Source organism: Arthrobacter sp. 9V (genome assembly GCF_902506065.1).
Lineage (GTDB): Bacteria > Actinomycetota > Actinomycetes > Actinomycetales > Micrococcaceae > Arthrobacter.
In genome coordinates this window covers 1349083-1369022 of record NZ_LR732912.1, presented here as the reverse complement: position 1 = coordinate 1369022, position 19940 = coordinate 1349083, and the positions used below count along the sequence as shown (strand labels likewise).

General features: G+C 61.5%; 23 protein-coding genes and 1 pseudogene. 11 read left to right on the top strand and 13 right to left on the bottom strand.

The window, feature by feature from the left end:
- Positions 1-64 precede the first annotated feature (64 nt).
- The 3 genes from BACI9J_RS06465 to BACI9J_RS06455 are packed head-to-tail and all read left to right on the top strand — an operon-like array spanning position 65 to position 3189.
- Positions 65-1348, top strand: coding sequence for a magnesium transporter MgtE N-terminal domain-containing protein (locus tag BACI9J_RS06465; protein WP_159733666.1), 1284 nt, complete (start codon positions 65-67; stop codon positions 1346-1348).
- The gene (locus tag BACI9J_RS06460) at positions 1329-2057 is read left to right on the top strand and encodes a DUF1003 domain-containing protein (protein WP_159733665.1); all 729 of its coding nucleotides are present in this window, start codon (positions 1329-1331) and stop codon (positions 2055-2057) included. Before BACI9J_RS06465 ends, BACI9J_RS06460 begins: the two co-directional genes overlap by 20 nt.
- A 4-nt stretch (positions 2058-2061) precedes the next feature.
- Positions 2062-3189 carry an Mrp/NBP35 family ATP-binding protein gene (locus tag BACI9J_RS06455; RefSeq protein ID WP_159733664.1) on the top strand — a complete coding sequence of 376 codons (1128 nt, stop codon included), beginning with the start codon at positions 2062-2064 and terminating at the stop codon, positions 3187-3189.
- Positions 3190-3207: 18 nt separating this feature from the next.
- On the opposite strand, the gene BACI9J_RS06450 is transcribed toward BACI9J_RS06455, so the two are convergent.
- From BACI9J_RS06450 to sigE, 3 genes are read right to left on the bottom strand one after another with little or no spacing between them, the layout of a single operon-like run.
- A complete protein-coding gene (locus BACI9J_RS06450; RefSeq protein ID WP_159733663.1) occupies positions 3208-3591 on the bottom strand; it encodes a Sec-independent protein translocase TatB in 384 nt (127 codons plus the stop codon).
- 10 nt (positions 3592-3601) lie between these two features.
- A complete protein-coding gene (locus BACI9J_RS06445) occupies positions 3602-4552 on the bottom strand; it encodes a hypothetical protein (protein WP_236558526.1) in 951 nt (316 codons plus the stop codon).
- Between the two features lie 7 nt (positions 4553-4559).
- Positions 4560-5183, bottom strand: a complete 624-nt coding sequence (gene sigE, locus BACI9J_RS06440) for an RNA polymerase sigma factor SigE (RefSeq protein WP_159733662.1) — start codon at positions 5181-5183, stop codon at positions 4560-4562.
- A gap of 236 nt (positions 5184-5419) precedes the next feature.
- On the opposite strand from sigE, the gene BACI9J_RS06435 reads away from it, so the two are divergent.
- Complete coding sequence (locus BACI9J_RS06435; RefSeq protein ID WP_024817450.1) at positions 5420-6052, top strand: O-methyltransferase; 633 nt, start codon at positions 5420-5422, stop codon at positions 6050-6052.
- An 88-nt stretch (positions 6053-6140) separates the two neighbouring features.
- Here the strand turns inward: BACI9J_RS06435 and BACI9J_RS06430 are convergent, their stop codons facing one another.
- From BACI9J_RS06430 to BACI9J_RS06415, 4 genes are all read right to left on the bottom strand, one after another.
- Positions 6141-6308 (bottom strand): DUF3117 domain-containing protein, encoded by a 168-nt coding sequence (locus tag BACI9J_RS06430; RefSeq protein WP_009357720.1) that lies wholly within the window; start codon positions 6306-6308, stop codon positions 6141-6143.
- A 226-nt stretch (positions 6309-6534) separates the two neighbouring features.
- Positions 6535-7737: a hypothetical protein gene (locus BACI9J_RS06425; protein WP_201296523.1), complete on the bottom strand. Its 1203-nt coding sequence runs from the start codon at positions 7735-7737 to the stop codon at positions 6535-6537.
- Positions 7738-7853: 116 nt separating this feature from the next.
- Positions 7854-8195, bottom strand: coding sequence for a DivIVA domain-containing protein (locus BACI9J_RS06420; RefSeq protein WP_159733660.1), 342 nt, complete (start codon positions 8193-8195; stop codon positions 7854-7856).
- 18 nt (positions 8196-8213) lie between these two features.
- A complete protein-coding gene (locus tag BACI9J_RS06415) occupies positions 8214-9053 on the bottom strand; it encodes a TIGR00730 family Rossman fold protein (RefSeq protein ID WP_201296522.1) in 840 nt (279 codons plus the stop codon).
- Between the two features lie 163 nt (positions 9054-9216).
- Between BACI9J_RS06415 and BACI9J_RS06410 the strand changes: the two genes are divergently transcribed.
- The 4 genes from BACI9J_RS06410 to BACI9J_RS06395 all read left to right on the top strand — a co-directional run bounded on the left by BACI9J_RS06410 (position 9217) and on the right by BACI9J_RS06395 (position 12512).
- Positions 9217-9972 (top strand): amino acid ABC transporter ATP-binding protein, encoded by a 756-nt coding sequence (locus BACI9J_RS06410; RefSeq protein WP_062072913.1) that lies wholly within the window; start codon positions 9217-9219, stop codon positions 9970-9972.
- Positions 9973-10027: 55 nt separating this feature from the next.
- Positions 10028-10906, top strand: a complete 879-nt coding sequence (locus BACI9J_RS06405) for a glutamate ABC transporter substrate-binding protein (RefSeq protein WP_159733659.1) — start codon at positions 10028-10030, stop codon at positions 10904-10906.
- Between the two features lie 92 nt (positions 10907-10998).
- The gene (locus BACI9J_RS06400) at positions 10999-11649 is read left to right on the top strand and encodes an amino acid ABC transporter permease (protein WP_159733658.1); all 651 of its coding nucleotides are present in this window, start codon (positions 10999-11001) and stop codon (positions 11647-11649) included.
- Positions 11646-12512 carry an amino acid ABC transporter permease gene (locus tag BACI9J_RS06395; RefSeq protein WP_159733657.1) on the top strand — a complete coding sequence of 289 codons (867 nt, stop codon included), beginning with the start codon at positions 11646-11648 and terminating at the stop codon, positions 12510-12512. The genes BACI9J_RS06400 and BACI9J_RS06395 overlap by 4 nt, the downstream gene beginning before the upstream one ends.
- Positions 12513-12584: 72 nt before the next feature.
- Here the strand turns inward: BACI9J_RS06395 and dapE are convergent, their stop codons facing one another.
- A complete protein-coding gene (dapE, locus tag BACI9J_RS06390) occupies positions 12585-13709 on the bottom strand; it encodes a succinyl-diaminopimelate desuccinylase (protein ID WP_159733656.1) in 1125 nt (374 codons plus the stop codon).
- 95 nt (positions 13710-13804) lie between these two features.
- Between dapE and dapD the strand changes: the two genes are divergently transcribed.
- Both dapD and BACI9J_RS06380 read left to right on the top strand, forming a co-directional pair.
- A complete protein-coding gene (gene dapD / locus BACI9J_RS06385; RefSeq protein WP_159733655.1) occupies positions 13805-14830 on the top strand; it encodes a 2,3,4,5-tetrahydropyridine-2,6-dicarboxylate N-succinyltransferase in 1026 nt (341 codons plus the stop codon).
- Between the two features lie 14 nt (positions 14831-14844).
- Positions 14845-15687, top strand: coding sequence for a hypothetical protein (locus BACI9J_RS06380; RefSeq protein WP_159733654.1), 843 nt, complete (start codon positions 14845-14847; stop codon positions 15685-15687).
- A gap of 22 nt (positions 15688-15709) precedes the next feature.
- Here BACI9J_RS06380 and BACI9J_RS06375 read toward each other — a convergent pair whose 3' ends face one another.
- Together BACI9J_RS06375 and BACI9J_RS06370 are read right to left on the bottom strand one after the other, a co-directional pair.
- Positions 15710-16321, bottom strand: a complete 612-nt coding sequence (locus BACI9J_RS06375) for a hypothetical protein (protein WP_159733653.1) — start codon at positions 16319-16321, stop codon at positions 15710-15712.
- A 98-nt stretch (positions 16322-16419) separates the two neighbouring features.
- The gene (locus BACI9J_RS06370; protein ID WP_159733652.1) at positions 16420-17046 is read right to left on the bottom strand and encodes a TetR/AcrR family transcriptional regulator; all 627 of its coding nucleotides are present in this window, start codon (positions 17044-17046) and stop codon (positions 16420-16422) included.
- A gap of 80 nt (positions 17047-17126) precedes the next feature.
- On the opposite strand from BACI9J_RS06370, the gene galE reads away from it, so the two are divergent.
- Positions 17127-18143 carry a UDP-glucose 4-epimerase GalE gene (gene galE, locus BACI9J_RS06365; RefSeq protein ID WP_159733651.1) on the top strand — a complete coding sequence of 339 codons (1017 nt, stop codon included), beginning with the start codon at positions 17127-17129 and terminating at the stop codon, positions 18141-18143.
- Between the two features lie 70 nt (positions 18144-18213).
- Here galE and BACI9J_RS24755 read toward each other — a convergent pair.
- From BACI9J_RS24755 to BACI9J_RS06355, 3 genes and pseudogenes are all read right to left on the bottom strand, one after another.
- A pseudogene (locus tag BACI9J_RS24755) lies at positions 18214-18305 on the bottom strand (hypothetical protein); the annotation flags it as partial.
- A gap of 1 nt (position 18306) precedes the next feature.
- On the bottom strand, positions 18307-18477 hold a 171-nt coding region (locus tag BACI9J_RS24750; RefSeq protein ID WP_442858656.1), incomplete at its 3' end, for a helix-turn-helix domain-containing protein.
- A gap of 86 nt (positions 18478-18563) precedes the next feature.
- Complete coding sequence (locus BACI9J_RS06355) at positions 18564-19847, bottom strand: citrate synthase (protein ID WP_159733650.1); 1284 nt, start codon at positions 19845-19847, stop codon at positions 18564-18566.
- Between the last annotated feature and the right edge of the window lie 93 nt (positions 19848-19940).

Here is a 19940-nt window from a genome sequence, read left to right as displayed (position 1 = left end):
TCTCATGGACATGTGTACCGGCTGGAATTCAGCTAAAAGAGAGCAGACTCGGTAGCCTGTAAATATGAGCACACATCCTTCACGCGTCTTCGTCGCGCGCTTGCTGGGCTTGGACGTCTTCGACCCCCTGGGCGATCGTCTTGGCCGGTTGCGCGATGTTGTGGTGCTCTCCCGCGGCACCCGTGGTGCTCCGCACGTGGTGGGCATCGTGGTTGAGGTTCCGGGCAAAAAGCGCGTATTCGTTCCCATGACACGCATTACGTCCATCGATCAGACACAGATCATCTGCACCGGTCTGGTGAACCTGCGCCGCTTCGAGCAGCGCGGTGCCGAAACCTTGGTGGTGGCTGAGATGTTCGACCGCCGCGTGACGCTGGCCGATGGCAGTGGAGATGCCACCATCGAGGACATCGCCATGGACCAGCACAGGTCAAAGGACTGGTTTGTCAGCAAGCTGTTCGTCCGCCGTGGCCACTCCCTCTCCCCCTTTGGCAGGCTCCGCCGCAACGAGACATTGATCATCAATTGGGCTGATGCCCAAACCGGCGCCCACAACGAGCCCCAGGCCGCAACACAGTTCGTTGCCACGCACGAAGACCTCAAACCTGCCGACTTTGCTGAAGCCCTCCAGGAGATGAGCGACAAACGGCGTTTTGAGGTGGCCAGTGAACTTCAGGATGAACGACTCGCCGATGTCCTCCAGGAACTTCCGGAAGATGATCAGGTGGAGATTCTCTCCGCACTGGATGTGGAACGCGCCGCTGACGTCCTCGAAGAGATGGATCCAGACGACGCCGCCGACCTCTTGGCCGAGCTTCCCTCTGCCCAGGCCGAAGAACTGCTTCAACTCATGGAGCCCCAGGAAGCCGAGGACGTGCGCCGCCTCCTTGAGTACGACGAAGACACCGCAGGTGGCCTCATGACTCCGGTCCCGGTAATCCTGCCGCCGGAAGCCACTGTGGCAGAAGCCCTGGCCCACGTCCGTCGGGAGGAGCTCTCACCGGCGTTGGCCTCATCGATCTTCATTGCCCGTCCACCTTTGGAAACCCCCACCGGGCGTTTCCTCGGAGTGGTGCATATACAGCAGCTTCTGCGCTTCCCCCCGCCGGAACCGCTGGGCAACCTCGTGGATAAAAACCTGGAGCCGCTCTCGGACCAGGCCCACATCTCCGAAGTAGCCCGGACCTTGGCCACGTACAACCTGAATTCACTCCCAGTGGTGGATGACGACGGCCGCCTCGTGGGGGCGGTGACTGTTGATGACGTGCTGGATCACCTGTTGCCGGATGACTGGCGCGCCCACGAGGACGACGCCCCTATAAGGAAACTTGGAGGCCGCATTGGCTGATATCAACGCCCGAACCGCCAAGTCCACCGGACGCTCCAGCAGCAGCCTTGACACGCCGTTGAGCGGACGCCAACGCATCCTGCCCAAATTCTCACCGAACCCGGACGCCTTCGGGAACGCCACGGAAGGCTTCGCCCGGTTTATGGGTACGCCTACGTTCCTGGTCTACATGACGGTGTTTTGTGTGTTCTGGCTTGCCTGGAACTCGTTCGCTCCCACGGACTGGCAGTTTGACCGAATGGAGCTCGGCTTCACCCTGCTGACGCTGATGTTGTCCCTGCAGGCCTCATACGCCGCGCCTCTCCTGCTGCTGGCCCAAAACAGGCAGGACGACCGCGACCGTGTCTCGCTCCAACAGGACCGGCAACGTGCCGAACGCAACCTCTCCGACACCGAGTACCTGACTCGGGAATTGGCCTCCCTCCGCATCGCCCTGCGTGAAGTGGCTACCCGTGACTACGTACGGACCGAACTGCGGAGCCTGCTTGAAGACATCATTGATGCCCAGGAGGAACTCCGCGAGAACGAAGGCGCCCCTGATGGGACGGAATCGCCAGGCGATAAGGTCAAGGAGAAATTGAAGGAAAAACGCGACAAATCGCGTAGCCCCCGGACTCAGCAGATACCCAAAGTCCGTGCCCCGCGAGCCGCAGGTCCACAACATTCAACCGCCAAGACATCGCCCCAAAACCCCGAAAGCCGAGCCTGACCCCATGAGCACCGCATCGGCCGAGGCGCTGCATGCTGCCTTGGCAACCGTCATTGATCCCGAGCTCCGGCGCCCCATTACGGAACTCGGGATGGTGGAGTCTGTCTCTTCCGATGATGCCGGCGCCGTGCGTGTGGCTGTTCTACTGACCATCGCCGGCTGCCCACTGCGCGAAACAATCACCAAAGACGCTACCGACGCCCTCATCCGCGTGGACGGCGTCACCGCAGTAGACGTGGAATTAAAGGTCATGACCCCCGCCCAGCTCGAAGCCCTCAAGGAACAGCTCCGTGGTCCCGGCGGACAACGCGGCATCCCCTTCACCAAACCTGGTTCCCTGACCAAGGTGTACGCCGTGGCCAGCGGGAAAGGCGGTGTGGGCAAGTCCTCGGTCACCGTCAATCTGGCCTGTGCACTGGCCGCCCAAGGCCTTCGTGTGGGGATAGTGGACGCTGACGTGCACGGCTTTTCCGTGCCGGCGCTCATGGGGATCACCCAGAAACCCACCCAGGTGGACGACATGATCCTTCCCCCCGTAGCCTACGGCGTGAAGGTGATCTCCATCGGCATGTTCGTTGCAGGCAACCAGCCGGTGGCATGGCGCGGCCCCATGCTCCACAGGGCCCTTGAACAGTTCCTTACCGATGTTTACTTCGGCGACCTCGATGCCCTCTTCCTGGACCTGCCTCCCGGCACGGGAGACATCGCGATCTCCGTAGCGCAGCTTCTGCCCAATGCAGAAATCCTGGTGGTCACCACGCCGCAGGCAGCGGCCGCGGACGTAGCTGAACGTGCCGGTACAATCGCCACCCAGACCGGCCAGAAGGTTGCCGGCGTCATTGAGAACATGTCCTACTTGGAAATGCCCGACGGCGGACGCATGGAATTGTTCGGAAGCGGCGGTGGTGCCATCCTGGCTGAAAGGTTGAGCGCTGCCGTAGGCTCCGACGTTCCGCTCCTCGGACAGATTCCGTTGGACATACGCCTAAGGGAGGGCGGCGACGCCGGGCACCCGGTAGTTCTGGCAGCACCTGAAACGGCTGCCGCGAAAGCCATGGAAGGCATTGCTTCTTCCTTGGCCACCCGGCCGCGCGGTTTGTCCGGAATGCCCTTGGGAATCCAGCCCCGCTGAGGTTGTGACGCTGTCGGCTCAGGTTGCCTCGGAATCGAAGGGTGCAGCCTCGCCCTCGGCAAGTCGCTCGATGACCCGCACCGGGGTCTTGGGTTTGACGCCTGCGGCTGCGGCAGCGGCCACAGGGGCTCCGGCACTGACGGGTTTGTCGTCCTCGAGCAAGGCATCCTTGATGATGCGCCGGGGATCGTACTGGCGGGGATCGTACTTCTTCCAGTCGACCTCGTCGATGTCGATGCCGACTTCTTCTTTGATCTGCTCGCGGGCACCGGATGCCATCCGACGCACTTCCTTGACCAGGTTGGCGAGCTTTTGAGTGTATTCGGGCAAACGGCTGGGACCGATGACGAGTACGCCGATAATCAGAAGGAGTATGAACTCCGGGCCGTTGATTCCAAGCACGTTACGAAGATTACCTTGTCTCCGGTGCCGCTCCTAAACCGGCAGGACGGAGGAGGGTCTGGAGGCCTCGCAGCACCCTTTTGTACCATGCCTCCCGATCTTCCGGGGCGGAAGCGGCGGACATGGAATCCCCGGCGCGGACGATTTCAGGGACAGCATCGTCGGCAGTGTCAGCGGGGAGGTCGGACGCGTAGCTAATGACGGCCGCCGGCATGGTGTAGACGGCCTTCCAGGGGGTTCCCTGTGTGACGGACAGTTGCGCTGACGTCGATCGGCCACGTCCGGTTCCATGGGCAGGCAGGTGTTCCTCCACGATGGTGGCGTAATGGCCGTTGTTTTCGAGCGTGATCTCCACGGCCGGGTTGCCATTGTGCCTGGTGGCTTGGGCTGACACCACGTGGAAACCCAAACCGGACAGTTCGGGGCATGCCCAGCCTTCTTCGCGCAGTGACTCCAACTGTCCGGGGTTCAAAGTGACCGTGCTGCCGGCCCTGAACGCCGGCCCCACCATGACCTCGGCGGGGATACCCGTCCAAGCGCCGGAAAGCAGGCCCGCGTCACTTGCTTCCGAGGGGGCTTGCGGTTCAGCATCACCGGCGATCACATAGGCCGACGCAGCCAGGGCACCCGCGCTGACCGCCAAGGTGGCCACAGCAACGCCCGCGACCCTCAGGCCCCGGAAACGACTGTACGGACGTTGGAGTGACGGGTATTGCAGCGTTGAGCCCAACTCCCCCGGCTCTTTGGCCAGGCGTTCCGTGTGCTGGATCAAGCGCGCGGCAAGATCCTGGCTGGCTTCGGGTACCGCTGCGCCACGGAGGCGCTCAAGGTACTGCCGCTCACGGCGTAGCGCTACTTGGCATTGCGCGCAGTGCTGCAGGTGTTCCGGGTTGCGCGTATGGCGCAGCGCAGCCAATTTGCGCCGGGACAGGGCTCCCGGACGAAGGGGACGTCGAGGCATCGACAACCTAAAGAATGCTGGCGATGCGGGGCATCTTCAACCGCGTCTTGCGCGCCTCTGCCGGGCGGGGGTCGCGGTGGGCAAGTTTCTCACGCAGCATGGTCCGTCCGCGGTGGATGCGGGACCGCACGGTTCCCAGTTTCACGCCGAGCGCCTCAGCCACTTCGTCATAGGAAAGGCCTTCGAGATCACACAGTACGACTGCGGCGCGGAAGTCCGGCGGAAGTTCTTCCAATGCCCGTTGGACGTCAAGGTCAAGGTTGTTGTGCTCAAAGCTCTGCTCCGGGCCGGGTTCGCGGCCCGGCAGACGGGATTCAGCATCCTCTGCGAGCGCGTCGAAGCGGATACGGCTCTTGCGCCGTGCCCCGTCCAGGAACAGATTGGTGGTGATTCGGTGCAGCCAGCCGTCCAGGGTTCCCGGCTTGAAGTTCTCCAGGGAACGGAACACCCGGACGAAAACCTCCTGGGTGAGGTCTTCGGCGTCGAACTTGTTGCCGGTCAGGCGGTAGGCGAGGCGATACACCTTGGCGGAGTGGTTTGAAACCACTTCCTCCCAGCTGGGCATAACCCAATCAGTGACGGCCTCAAGGCTTTCCGATGTTTGGACTGGCGCAGCATGCGATGCCGGCATCGTCCACTCCCCTCAAACTGTGGTTCACCGTTTGCCCGGTGCCGCCCACCTCATGGATGACCGGAGCAATATCATCCCAAGTTAGTCTGGGAATTTCCTGACTGACCGGTGATTTCTCCGCAGGGCTGAAAACGGTGCCGGACACAGCCCCAAGGAGCAGCTCTGCAGCAGGGTTACAGGTGCGGACACAGTAGTCTTGGTACAAACACCCCTACCCGCGGAAAGCGAACCCCTTCATGAGTGCCGACAAGTCAAGCAGCTGGTCCTACGCAGAAGATCTGCCGGCTGAAGATGACGTGTTGTTGCGGGCCCGTGAGCGTTCCTTTGAGCTGGGTGTTACACCCATCAGCCCCGGAGTGGGCGCCGTGCTGACAGTGCTCGCGGCCGCTTCAAAAGCGCAAACAGTGGTGGAAGTGGGCTCAGGCGCGGGCGTGTCCGGAGTTTGCTTGCTGCGTGGCCTCAGCCCCCATGCTGTGCTGACCACCATCGACGTGGACGTCGAACACCTGAAGGCCGCCAGGGAAGCATTCCTGGAGTCCGGCAGCCCGGCCAACCGTACCCGCACTATTTCAGGCCGTGCAGCGGATGTGCTGCCACGCCTGACTGACTCCGCATACGACCTCGTGTTCATTGATGCCGACAAGCCAAACTTCCCCAAGTATGTGGAACAGGCAATCCGCCTCCTCAAATCAGGCGGCACCCTGGTGATCAACGACGCCCTGGATAAGGACCGCGTGGCAAACCCGGCAGCACGTGAGGCTACCACCGTGGTTTTGCGTCAGATTGTCAAGGCCATTCGCGACGACGAACGGTTGGCTTCGGCGATGCTGCCCACGGGCGACGGACTCCTGGTGGCCGTCAAGAAGTAGGCCCCCGTGCAGGAAGTGCGAAAACACCCTTAAACAAATGCAGGGCCCTGGCTTGCCGGGCCCTGCTTTGTAACTCTGGTGAAAATGCCTATTCAGTAACGCCTACGAGGCATTCCTTGAGGTTGGCCGCTTCCGCAGCGTTGAGCTCGACCACGAGTCGTCCTCCGCCTTCGAGCGGCACACGCATAATCAAGCTGCGTCCCTCTTTGGTAACTTCCATAGGGCCGTCGCCGGTACGTGGTTTCATAGCCGCCATTAGGAAAATCCCCTCCATTTGTCCCAAGTCACGCCAACCCGGCCGGGCTGGTTCCGCGTCGCAATTGCAGCCGGCGGCACCGCTTGGGAGGCCGCCTTGGCCGGGCACTTTTCGGTGCTTTGTCCTTGCTCTTGGTCCATTATCCCGTAATTACCCGTCCGTAGCGAATCAAACGCGCATTTGTCCGGACTTTGTACATACTCAGTCGGCGCGGCAAACGTCCACGTCAGGGCGGATAGTCGCCGCCGCCGGGGAGCGGAGCCCACGCCCACAGCCACACCACCCAGACGATCTGGAGAAGGACAAACATCACCACAATCGTGCCCCGGTACGCTTTGGATTTTGAGAGCAGCGCCACGGCCAAAGCCAGCGGGAAAAGTGGGAGGAGCATTCTGAAGGTACTGGTCTGGGGATGAAGGAAGACAAGCAGGTAAGCCATGTAGCAAGCGCACCAGAGCCGCAGCTCGGTTCCCAGTGCCCTAACCGGCCTGGACATCATGACCACTACAAAGAGGGCTGTGAAGACGAACGGGGCCAGCACACCCAGCACGGGACCAAACAGCATCCGTCCCGTATCAAACCACGGCTTGAAAGGCACAAGATCGTGCCCCCGCCACGCTGTTTCCGTCCGGGTGTAGGCAGTGAGTTCACCGGTAGTGGCCCAGGCAATGGCAGGCCAGGCGAGGGCTCCGATACCCGCCGCCAGCACCAGTGCACCCATGGAGAACAAACTGCGCACCGCCACGGGCCGGTCCTCACCTGCTGCCGGGGGTGCCGACAGGATGGTGGCTGGCCGGAACCGCTGCCATAAACGCCACAGCAACAGCAACCCCATCATGGCTGCAAAGGGGACTCCCGTTGGCCTGGACAGACACATCAGAAGCACTACCGGGATGGCGGATAGATATCGGCGCCGGACCACCAGCAGCAACGAACCGGACAACAACAAAAGATTCAAGGACTCCGCGTAGGGAACCTGCAGGATGGGGGACACGGGAAACGTGGAGACGAAGACTACACCCCACAGCGCAGCACGCTTCCCTGCGAACTCCCGGAAGAGTTTATAGATCACCAAAGCCGCACCCATGCCTGCCAGCATCGCAATGGTGGTCAGGGCGGGCAGGGTTCCCATCCCTGTGGCAGCTCCAAGACCCCGGGCCAGGAAGGGGAAGAGCGCATAGAACGCCCAGGCGTTTTGCTGGACAACGCCGTTCGCATCCACCGGGAGTACCGACGGGTAGCCCTTATCGGCAGCTTCCTGGTACCAGCGTCCATCCCAGATCGTAATGAAGTTCCAATAGTCCGGAGCCGGCGGGAACCAGGGGTTCGTTCCCTGATGAATAGCGGCCGCCATGAAAATACAGGCGCTGACCAGCCGCGCCGCGGCAAAGATCAAAGTGACCTGCAGCCACCAAGGCCATCCCGCCATTTTTGCTGCCGCGGTTGATAGCCCCAAGGAAACCCGGTCCGCGGGTCCCCGCTGTCCCTGTGATGCGGGCGTCCCTGTCTGATTAGCGTGAATCCGGGGTTCCGGGATGGGCGGGGTCACTGCGGGGTCCGGCCGGTTTCGCCGTCCTCAAGGCGAGGCTGAACCAAAGCTCCAAGCCGTTCGATTTCGCGGTCCTTGGCCTGCAGCAGGTCTCTGAGCTCGTCCAGTACCTGGTCGACCTGATCCATTCGGTACCCGCGCAGACCCAGGGCAAAACGCAGCGAATCCACATCGCCGGGTTTGGCGTCCTCGGGCAGCAGGACCGCGGGCAGGTTGGGAACAGGCTGCTCAAGCCCCAAGCCAATGGAGCGCCCCCGAACTATTCCGGCACCGAGGTACAGCGCCGCGCCGACGAGGACTATCGCGAGAAACACCAGAAAAAAGCTCACAGTGTCCATCGTGCCAGAAACAGCGGATTACTCCGGGCGCTGGTTTCCGTTGCCGGCAGGTGGAAGGGGTGCGCCGTGCAGGACGCGGTGCACGGCATCGGCAGGGTCATCCACCAACTGGATCAGGTCAAGGTCCTTCTCCGAGACCATGCCTTCTGCCACCAAGGTTTCCTTGATCCACTCGATCATGGGCCCCCAGAAGCGAACACCCAGCAACACAATGGGGAACGAGGTCACTTTACGGGTCTGGACCAAAACCATGGCCTCAAACAACTCATCCAGGGTACCGAGTCCCCCGGGCAGCACCACAAAGCCCTGCGCGTACTTGACGAACATGGTTTTGCGGGCAAAGAAGTACCTGAAATTTATGCCCAGGTCCACCCATTGGTTCAGTCCCTGCTCAAAAGGCAGTTCGATGCCCAAACCCACGGAGACGCCATTGCCTTCCACGGCGCCCTTATTGGCGGCTTCCATGGATCCGGGTCCGCCGCCTGTGATCACGGCAACTCCGGCTTCAGCGAGCTTGCGGCCCACGTCCACGGCCATCTCGTAGTATTCGGTTCCCGGCTTGGTCCGCGCGGAACCGAAAACACTCACAGCAGGACCCAGATCAGCCAGGGCGCCGAAGCCCTCCACAAATTCACTCTGGATCCTCAGGACACGCCACGGATCGGTGTGGATGAACTGCCCTGCACCGCTGGTATCGAGCAAATGCTGGTCCGACATTCCCGTGTCCGCTTGTTTGCGTCGAAGCTCCAAGGAGCCTTTGTGCTTGGCGGGGGCGATCTCCGAGGGGAGGGGCACGTGGGTGCCCGTGACGCGACCGTTGGCATCCGGACGGGGAACGGGGTGCTGGCTCATGCTCATTGCCCAAGGCTAGCGCGGATGGAGGCTTGCTCCGCGGCAGCGACCCGCTTCTTGCATTGCAGTCTGGTACATCGATGCGGGACAGGTTTCTGTTCAGTCACGATCTTCAGGAAGTTGCCGTGACCGTGGTCATATTTGCTTCTTTGTTCGCTAGATTCGTCGTATGACTACTCAAGCGTCCGGCGATGCCCTCGTCTCCCTGAACGGCGTCAATAAGCACTACGGTCAATTGCATGTCCTCAAAGACATCAACCTTCAGGTTAAGAAGGGTGAAGTCGTGGTGGTCATTGGACCTTCCGGTTCCGGTAAATCCACTCTTTGCCGTGCAATCAACCGCTTGGAAACCATCGACGACGGCGACATCGCCATCGACGGGAAGAAGCTTCCCGAAGAAGGCAAGGACCTCGCGCACCTGCGTGCCGACGTCGGAATGGTCTTCCAGTCCTTCAACCTGTTCGCCCACAAGACGATTCTTGAGAACGTCACACTGGGCCCCATCAAGGTCAAGAAGGTGGCCAAGGGCACGGCCGACAAAGAAGCCATGGCCCTCCTTGAGCGTGTAGGCGTCGGACACCAGGCCCCGAAGCTTCCCGCCCAGCTCTCCGGCGGCCAGCAGCAGCGTGTGGCTATTGCCCGTGCTCTTGCCATGAAGCCGAAAGTGATGCTGTTCGACGAGCCAACGTCCGCGTTGGACCCCGAAATGATCAACGAAGTGTTGGACGTCATGATCCAGCTGGCCAAAGAAGGCATGACCATGATCGTGGTCACCCACGAGATGGGCTTTGCCCGCAAGGCCGCTGACCGCGTGGTGTTCATGGCCGACGGTCAGATCGTGGAGGACGCCACCCCCGAAGAATTCTTCACCAACCCGAAGAGCACCCGTGCCAAGGACTTCTTGTCCAAGCTCTTGACCCACTAGCTCCTTACCGCCAGCACCCCCGGCCGTAAGGCGGCCACCCAATGAAAGGAACACCATGAAGTCTCTTATTACCCGGAGGAAGTCACTCCTGGTGGCCGCATCGGCTGCGCTTGCCATCTCGCTGAGCGCTTGCGGCGGCGGCAGCAGCACCACCACTCCCCCGGTTGCCTCGGCGAGCTTTGAAGCCGGCACCACCATGGAGAAGCTGAACAAGGCCGGGACCATCAAGATCGGTACCAAGTTCGATCAGCCCTTGTTCGGCCAGAAAGGCCTTGATGGCAAGCCTGTCGGTTTCGACGTCGAAATGGGCAAGGCAATCGCCGCCAAGCTGGGTATCCCGGCTGACAAGATCGAGTGGGTAGAAACGGTCTCCCAGAACCGTGAGTCGTTCATCGAGCAGGGCCGCGTGGATCTTGTGATCGCCACGTACACCATCAACGATGCCCGTAAGGAAAAGGTCGCCTTCGCGGGGCCGTACTACGAAGCAGGCCAGGCGCTGCTGGTGAACAAGGACGATAACTCCATCACCAAGCCCGAGGATGTCGCCGGCAAGAAGGTCTGCTCCGTTACGGGTTCCACCCCGGCCAAGACCATCGCGGAGAAGTACAAAGCAGAGGTAGTCCCCGCGGCCACCTACACCGCTTGCCTGGAGCCGCTGCGCAACAAGCAGGTTGTTGCGGTCACCACTGACAACGTGATCCTTGCCGGCTACGTGGACAAGGAACCGGATGCTTTCAAGCTCGCCTCGGATGAAACCTTCACCAAGGAGCCTTACGGCATCGGCCTGAAGAAGGACGACACCGTTTTCCGGAACTGGATCAACGACCAGCTTGAGGGATTCGCCAAGGACGATACCTACAAGAAGGCTTGGGAAGCCACTGCAGGCAAGGTCATCAAGACCGCCCCTGAACTTCCTACGATCAACCGCTACTAGTCGGGACCCGTCAACTGCCGCCGCCCCTTCGGGTGGCGGCAGTTGACGAATCCAGGACCCTGTTCCCTGATTAGCTGCAGCCAAAGGAAGCCATGGACGCCGTCATAGCAAGCCTCCCCGAATACTGGGACGGATTTCTCCGAACCCTGTATCTCTCCGTAATTTCAGGAATCATTGCCCTTATTGTCGGCACACTCCTGGCGGCCATGAGGGTTTCCCCCGTGGCAGCACTTCGCGGTTTCAGCATGTTCTATGTTGAAGTGGCGCGTAACACCCCGTTGACCATTATTTTCTTTTTCGCCGCCATTGTTCTCCCCAGGCTTGGCGTCAAGTTTGAACAATTCGAAGTTGCTGCCATCATCGCGTTGAGCAGCTACACGGCCGCCTTCATTGCCGAAGCAGTCCGTTCCGGCGTCAACAGCGTTCCGGTGGGCCAGGCAGAAGCTGCCCGCAGCATCGGCATGACCTTCACCCAGGTTCTGGGCTTCATTGTCCTCCCACAAGCCGTGCGCACCGTTATACCCCCGTTGATCAACATCCTGATCGCATTGGTAAAGAACTCCTCGGTAGCAGGCGCGTTCTTCGTCCTGGAGCTTTTCGGTTACGGCCGCCAGCTCTCCAACGACTACGGCAACCAGGTCCTCTGGATCCTCCTCGGGGTGGCTTTCTTCTACCTCTTGATCACAGTTCCCTTGGGACTTCTGGCGCACTTTGTTGAACGAAAGGTGGCGATTGCCCGATGACATCGGTCCTTTACGACGTCCCCGGGCCAAAGGCCCGCCTCTATTCGCTCATCGGCTCAGCCGCGGGCGTCCTGATCATCCTTGGCATCCTGGCTATCGCTGTCATCACGCTGGCGCAGCAAGGTATTTTCGACGCCGAGCGCTGGGCCATCTTCTACGGCCCCATGGCGCCGGACGTGTGGAGCCTGATCGGCCAAGGCATCCTCTCAACGTTGGCTGCGGCTGCCGTGGCGGCCGTCATCGCGTTCCCTTTGGGCATCGCGCTGTGCCTGCTGCGTATCTCCTTGATCGCCTGGATCCGGATTCCTACCCAGGTGGTGCTTGAGTTCCTCCGCGGCATGCCTGTGGTCCTCATGATGTTGTTCGTCCTGCTGGTGTTCGCCACGGGCCAGTTCCAGGCTGTCGTGGTGGGCCTGACCCTGTACAACGCCGCCATTTTTGCTGAAATCCTCCGCGCCGGCATCCAGTCCCTCCCCAAGGGTCAACGCGAAGCCGGCCTGGCCATCGGCTTGCGGAGCTTCCAGTCGCGGATGTCCATCGAGTTCCCCCAGGCAGTCCGGCGCATGCTTCCATCCTTGGTAGCCCAGCTGGTGGTACTGCTCAAGGACACCTCGCTTGGCTACATCGTGGGCTACGAGGAACTGCTCCGGAAGATCCAGATCATGGCCGACTTCCTGGGCCCTGACTTCCTGTTCCCGGCATTCTTCGTGGGCGCTGCGATCTACATCCTGATCAACCTGACGGTCTCACGGATCGCAATCTTGATTGAGCGCCGCGGTTCCAAGAAGGCCGCCGGCGGCATGGCGTCGGCCATCAAGACGGTGGATCTCGAAGTCAACGTACCGGGTACGGACAAGAAATAATTCTCCACTAAAGCAGAAGGTCCGCAGCTACCAAGCTGCGGACCTTCTTTTTGTTGCGCGGGAATTCCAGGGCTACGGCGCCAGCCACGTCCTCAGCGCACGCAGGCACTCACGGATGGCATCGGCGTCGACGTGTTCGTTGTCTTTGTGCGCCAGGAGAGGATCGCCGGGGCCGAAGTTCACCGCCGGGATACCCAGCTCACTGAAACGCGCGACGTCGGTCCAACCGTATTTGGGCTTGGGCTCGGCACCCACTGCGGCAACGAAGGACGCAGCTGCGGGGTGGTTGAGTCCGGGCCTCGCGCCGGCAGCAGCGTCCGTACGGACGACGTCGAATCCTTCCAACAACTCTCTGACATGGGCCTCGGCCTGGTCAGGGGTTTTGTCCGGAGCAAAGCGGTAGTTGATTTCCACCACACAACGGTCCGGAATGACATTGCCTGCAGTTCCACCCTTGATCTTCACCGCGTTGAGGCTTTCGCGGTAATCCAGGCCATCCACGTTGATGGTCTCCGGCTGGTAAGCGGCCAGCCGAGCCAGGATGGGGGCTGCGGCGTGGATGGCGTTCACACCCATCCATGCGCGTGCGGAGTGGGCTGTTTCGCCGATGGTGGTGGCTTCAAAACGACTGGTCCCGTTACAACCGCCTTCCACAGTGCCGTGCGTGGGCTCCAAAAGGATCGCGAAATCACCCTTCAGCAGATCTCCGTGGTTCCGAACCAACCTGCCGAGGCCGCTCTTGGTCGCTTCCACTTCCTCGTGATCATAAAAGACGAACGTGACGTCCTTGTCCGGCTGCCGCCCGTCGTCGAACAGTGTTGCCGCAAGCGCGAGCTGCACCGCAACGCCACCCTTCATATCCGTGGTTCCACGGCCATACAGCACGCCTTCCCCGGGAATACCGGACTCCCAGGTGGCCGGGACGGTGCCCAGAGAACCCTCAACGGTGGGCAGGGGCACGGTGTCCAGGTGTCCGGCCAAGATCACACGCTCCGAGCGGCCGAGCTCGGTCCGGGCAATGATGGCGTCGCCGTCACGGATGACTGTGTAGGCGGGGATGGCACGCAGGGCGGACTCGACGGCATCGGCGAGCTCGGTCTCGTTGCCGGATACGCTGTTGAAGTCAATGATGGCTGCCGTCAGCAAGGCAACGTCCTGGCGAAGGTCAAGGAGGGCGGGTGCAGGATTCAAGGTCACCCGTCCAGCCTAATCCCAGGCATCAACCGTAAATGCGACTTCTACGGCGTGAGACGGGTTTTAACCGACCTCTGCCTGCTGGATAGACTTGGCCCATGACTGAAACTGCTTCCTCTGCTGTGCCCGCAACCGCGCCCGCCAACCCCCGATCGGCCTATGGCTTCGGCCTCGCCACCATCGCCACCTCGGCGTCCGGGGAAGCAACTGTGTTGGATGTCTGGTACCCCGCACCCGCGCTTGGTGTCGCCGCCGAGTCTTTGCGCGACGTCGAGAACGCCGATCCCGCACTCACGGCACTTGCCGAGGAAGGCAAGGACGCCGATCGCGGCACCGAGCAGAAGGTGGTCTTCGCACAGATCGACCTCGACGCCGCCCCGGCAGACACCGCCGATGCTTACCTGCGCCTGCACTTGCTTTCGCACCGCTTGGTGAAGCCGAACAGCATCAACCTGGACGGCGTCTTCGGCAAGCTGCCCAACGTAGTGTGGACCAATTTCGGCCCCGCCGCCGTTGACGGCTTCGAACTGACCCGCGCCCGTCTGCGCAAGCGCGGCAACGTTGTGGTGTACGGCGTGGACAAGTTCCCGCGGATGGTTGACTACGTGGTACCCACAGGCGTGCGCATCGCCGACGCCGACCGCGTCCGACTGGGTGCCCACCTCGCCGAAGGCACCACCGTGATGCACGAAGGCTTCGTGAACTTCAACGCCGGAACCCTGGGCACCTCCATGGTGGAAGGCCGCATCTCTGCAGGCGTCGTAGCCGGCGACGGCACGGACGTCGGCGGCGGAGCGTCCATCATGGGCACGCTCTCCGGCGGCGGCAAGGAAAAGATCGCCTTGGGCGAGCGCGTCCTGCTTGGCGCCAACTCCGGTGTGGGCATCAGCATCGGCGATGACTCCGTTGTAGAGGCCGGCCTGTACGTCACCGCCGGCACCCGTGTACGGATTCCCGGCCCCAAGGATGAGAACGGCGAGGACACCAGCCAGATCATCAAGGCCGTGGAACTCTCCGGCGTCCCCAACCTCCTCTTCCGCCGTAACTCCACCACCGGTGGCGTGGAAGTTCTTCCGCGCAAGGGCCAGACCGTGGAGCTGAACGAGGCTCTCCACGCCAACTAGCAGGAGATAAACCAATGCGCCGGTTCCGCCGCGCCATCGTTGCGGTGCTGGCTTTGGCCCTCGTGGCAGGTGCCGTTTACGCAATAGTTGCGGTGCTGCAGCGCTCCGAGACCCTGGTCACGGAGCGCTGCTTCGCCGTTGTGGGCCCCGAAAGCCATGAACTCGCCACCGATCAGGTTGCCAACGCTTCGCTGATCTCGGCCATCTCCGTTCGGCGAGGACTTCCGCCGCGGGCGGCAACCATTGCCCTGGCCACAGCCATGCAGGAGTCCAGGCTGCGGAACATCAACTACGGGGACGACGCCGGCCCCGACTCCCGCGGTTTGTTCCAGCAGAGGCCCTCGCAAGGCTGGGGAACCGAGGAACAGGTCATGGATCCCGTCTATGCAGCGAACGCGTTCTTTGATGGCCTGGTCAAGGTTCCCGGCTACGAGTCCATGGAGATCACCCAGGCCGCCCAAGCAGTCCAACGTTCCGCCTTTCCCCGCGCCTACGCTCAGCATGAAGGAATGGGCAGAGCCTTCGCTTCTGCCCTGACCGGGCACTCCGAGGCGGCGCTGAACTGCGAACTGCGGATGCCCGAAGCGGCTGGTGACCCTGCCGCCGTCGTCGATGAACTCACGACGGCGTTCGGCACCCAAGCGGCCACCGTTCAGGGCCGCTCGGTTCAGCTGGAGACTTCCGGAACGTTGGCCTGGGCTGTGGCCCATTGGGCAGTGGCAAACGCCAAGACGTTGTCCATCACGCAGGTGGACGTGGCCGGGCAGACGTGGAACCGGGAGAAGCGAGACGGCTGGCATCCATCTGCCGCTCCTACAGAGGCAGTCACCATCACTGTTTCAGCTCCGGCTACCTAAGTTCTCGTAGACAAAAACTCGCTCAGGCGAGCATCTCCACCACGGGCTGAACGTAGCTGCGGAACACATCAGGCTCGTTGAGCAGCTGGTGGCTCATGATCATGGTGCTTGGTTCCAGATACCAAGCACGCGGCTCGTTAAGTGGCAGTTCAATGATGGTGAGTTCAAAGTCGCGGGAACTGCGGCCCACCTCCAGGAGCCTGTCCTCAACCAATTCATTGAGGACATGAGTCTCCCCGTTGGCCTCACGAGCGGCCTCAAGGTGGGCATACTCATCGATCCTGTCCGTGGCCCATCCCAATGCTGAGCCAAAATGCGCCTGCAGGACGCGCTGGAGTGCCGGCGAATTGCCAAAGGCTTTGAAGCTGGGCGGTGACAATTCGGGAGCCGGATTGGGATACGACTTCACCAGGCTCTCCCACCACGCCTCCCACTCAGTTTTCAGCGCCGGGAATCCCCCAACATCAGAGGTGAGGTGCTTGTGGTCCGCGTGCCGGACTTTGGGAGCTGCTTGGGAGAGTACGGGTTTTCCGGCACCATCGAGTCCCGCTACATCGCGCAAGTACAGAGCGATGAGCATCGGCCCGGACGTATCCATGGTGATGCGCCATCCCGGGCCGCCTGATTCGTGCATGCGAATTCCTCCCTTTGGCAGGTCCCCGACATATCCCAGTCTATTCCCGATGCCGCCGGACGGTAATGGCGCCAGGTGCCTCTTGTAAAGTGAGCGGCCTACCCGTGGGAGGAAATGGTCCTGAGGGACCGCAGGTGAGCCGTGAGGACGTCGCTGCACATCTCCGCTGTCATCCACTCTGGCTGAAGCAGCGCGTGCATGCACAAGCCATCCATGGTGGCCAAGAGCCTCTCCGCTTCTGTCACGAGGGTTTGTTGCGCGTCGGCTTCGCCGGGGTTCAGGACCATGATGAGCCGGCCCACTACTGCAGCCACTGTGCGGTGGCTGCGTTCGGCTTCGGCGGCCAGGACAGGCTTGATCCGGGCAGCATGCCGGAATGCCATCCAGACGCAAGCATCCACGGCTAGCTCTTCGTCCAAGGGCAGGAACTGGCCTAGGAGGTTCAGCACGGCCTGCTGTTGCTCTGAGGAGTCCGGCGAGGCATCCTCCACGGATGCAAGCGCTGCCTCAAGACGGCCGGCAATGCGATCGATCACTACTCCGAAGGAGAAGACCAGAAGCTCATCACTACTGGCGAAATAGTGCCGCACCGAACCAACAGCCAAGCCGGCTTCGTCAGCAACTTCCCTCAGGGATGCCCGTTCCAAGCCGTCGCTGGCAATGATCCGGAAGACTGCTTGGACAACGTCATGGCGCCGGGCTTCGGCATCAACAATTTTGGGCACCAGTAGTTTTTAGCACGAACGTGCTTCAACACCGCTCAACACAGAGCGGCGTGGCTCCGATTTCCGATAGCGTAGGGACCATGAAAATTCTTGTCACGGGCGGCACCGGCTACATCGGTTCCCACACCGTTTTGTCCCTTCAGGAAGCCGGTCACGACGTCGTTGTGCTGGACAACCTCGTGAACTCCAGCGAGGAATCCCTCCGTCGGGTCTCGGAGCTCACCGGTAAAACCGCAGTCTTCCACAAGGTGGATTTGGTGGATGAACCGGCCGTTGAGGCCGTCTTCGATCAGCACCAGATCGACGCCGTGATTCACTTCGCCGGGCTGAAGGCCGTGGGCGAGTCCGTCCAGGAACCACTCGCCTACTACTACAACAACATTGTGGGCACCCTGAACCTGCTCCGCGCCATGGACAAGCACAACGTGCGCTCCATCGTCTTCAGCTCCTCCGCCACTGTGTACGGCGAGCACAACCCCATCCCCTACATCGAGAAGATGGAAATCGGCGCCAACAACCCCTACGGCCGGACCAAGGAACAGATCGAGGACATCCTCTCTGACCTGGGCAACGCCGATGACCGCTGGCATATCGCACTGCTGCGCTATTTCAATCCCGTGGGTGCACACCCGTCAGGCCGCATTGGCGAGGACCCCCAGGGCATCCCGAACAACCTCGTCCCCTTCATTGCACAGGTAGCCGTGGGACGCCGCGAGAAGCTCATGGTCTTCGGCGGTGACTACGACACCCCTGACGGCACTGCCCAGCGTGACTACATCCACGTGGTGGACCTGGCCGACGGCCACGTAGCAGCCCTGAACTACATCGCTGAGCGCCCCGGGGTTCGGCGGTGGAACCTGGGCTCCGGTCGTGGCTCCTCCGTCTTGGAGGTCCTGCGGTCCTTCGAGAAGGCCGTGGGCCAGCCCATCCCCTACGAGATCACCGAACGCCGCGCCGGCGACCTCCCCGCTTTCTGGGCGGACGCTTCCTCGGCCCTGGCAGACCTTGGCTGGTCCACCACCAAAACCGTGGACCAGATGTGCGAGGATCACTGGCGCTGGCAGAAGAACAACCCCTACGGATACAACGCATCGTAAGGGAAACGACGGCGGCCGCTCACCTCGCGCGAGGTGGCGGTTTCTAGTGGTCGTTGCAACACTGCTGGTGTTATGTGGTCATTAGTAGATCACGCAGACGCTCGGCTGGGGTATCCCAGTCGAGCGTTTTGCGTGGGCGGCCGTTGAGTTCCTGGGCGACGTNTCCAGCCTTGCGAACCCACTGATAGCAGGTGTTCCGGTTCAATCCGAGCCTAGCGGCGGCCTCTGTCACACTCGCTAATCGATCAAAAGCCCTGAAGAAAGCCTCCCTCTGCTCAGGGGTAGATCTCGCAAACTTCCGGGACTCCGAGGAAACATCGCTTAAATGCGGCACGGTCGTTGCAACTCCCAAAAATCTAGGGTGTTGCAACGACCGCTAGAACCCAAGGGTGAGCGGCCGCCGTCGTTAATGCCTTGGTCCTAGTTGGCCGGGTAGTTGCGCTCCGGCTCCCCTGTGTAGAGCTGCCGCGGACGGCCGATCTTGGTCTGGGGATCATTGATCATTTCGCGCCACTGGGCAATCCAGCCCGGGAGACGTCCAATGGCGAAGAGGACGGTGAACATCTTCTCCGGGAAGCCCATGGCCTTGTAGATCAGGCCGGTGTAGAAGTCCACATTCGGGTACAGCTTGCGCTGGATGAAGTAGTCGTCAGCCAGTGCCTTCTCTTCGAGGCGCATGGCGATGTCCAGCAGTTCGTCGTTGCCGCCGAGCTTGCCCAGAACTTCGTGTGCCGTTGCCTTGATGATCTTGGCGCGGGGATCGTAGTTCTTGTAGACACGGTGTCCGAAGCCCATGAGGCGGACACCGTCTTCCTTGTTCTTGACCTTCTCCATGTAGTCCTCGGGCTTGATGCCGTCGGCTTGGATCTGGCGAAGCATCTTCAGCACTGCCTCGTTGGCACCACCGTGAGCGGGGCCGAAGAGGGCGTTGATGCCGGCCGATACCGATGCGAAAAGGTTCGCGTTGGAGGAGCCCACAAGGCGCACGGTGGAGGTGGAACAGTTCTGCTCGTGGTCCGCGTGCAGGATGAGCAGGAGGTCCAGCGCCTTGACCACTACGGGGTCCATTTCGTACTGCTCGGCGGGGAGGCCGAAGCTGAGGCGCAGGAAGTTCTCCACCAGGTTCTGGGAGTTATCCGGGTACAACATGGGCTGGCCGATGGACTTCTTGTGCGCATAGGCAGCAATGACCGGCAGCTTGGCCATCAGGCGGATGGTGGAAACTTCCACGTGCTCCGCGTTGAAGGGATCCAGCGAGTCCTGGTAGAACGTGGACAGCGCTGAAACAGCCGAGGAGAGCACCGGCATGGGGTGCGCGTCACGCGGGAACCCGCCGAAGAAGCCCTTGAGCTCTTCGTGCAGGAGCGTGTGGCGTCGGATCTTCTGGTCAAACTCTTCCAACTCTGTGGGAGTGGGGAGGTTGCCGTAGATCAGCAGGTAGGAAACTTCGAGGAAGCTCGAGTGCTGCGCGAGCTGCTCAATGGGGTAACCGCGGTAGCGCAGGATGCCTGCGTCGCCGTCGATGTAGGTGATGGCCGAGGTGGTGGCCGCTGTGTTCATGAAGCCGGGGTCATAGGCAACGGCGCCCGTCTGCTTCAGCAGCTTGGAAACGTCGTAGCCTTCGTTTCCTTCTACAACCTTGATGCGCGGCAGTTCGAGTTCGCCGCCGGCATGGCGCAGTGTCGCGCTGGTGGTCTCAGTCATGGAGTCCCCTTCATGAGGCCTCAGGGCCTCTATCGAACGCTTGTCCAACCACCTTCTGGTGCCGCCGCCTTCGGCCCTACTGTTGCAGGGCTC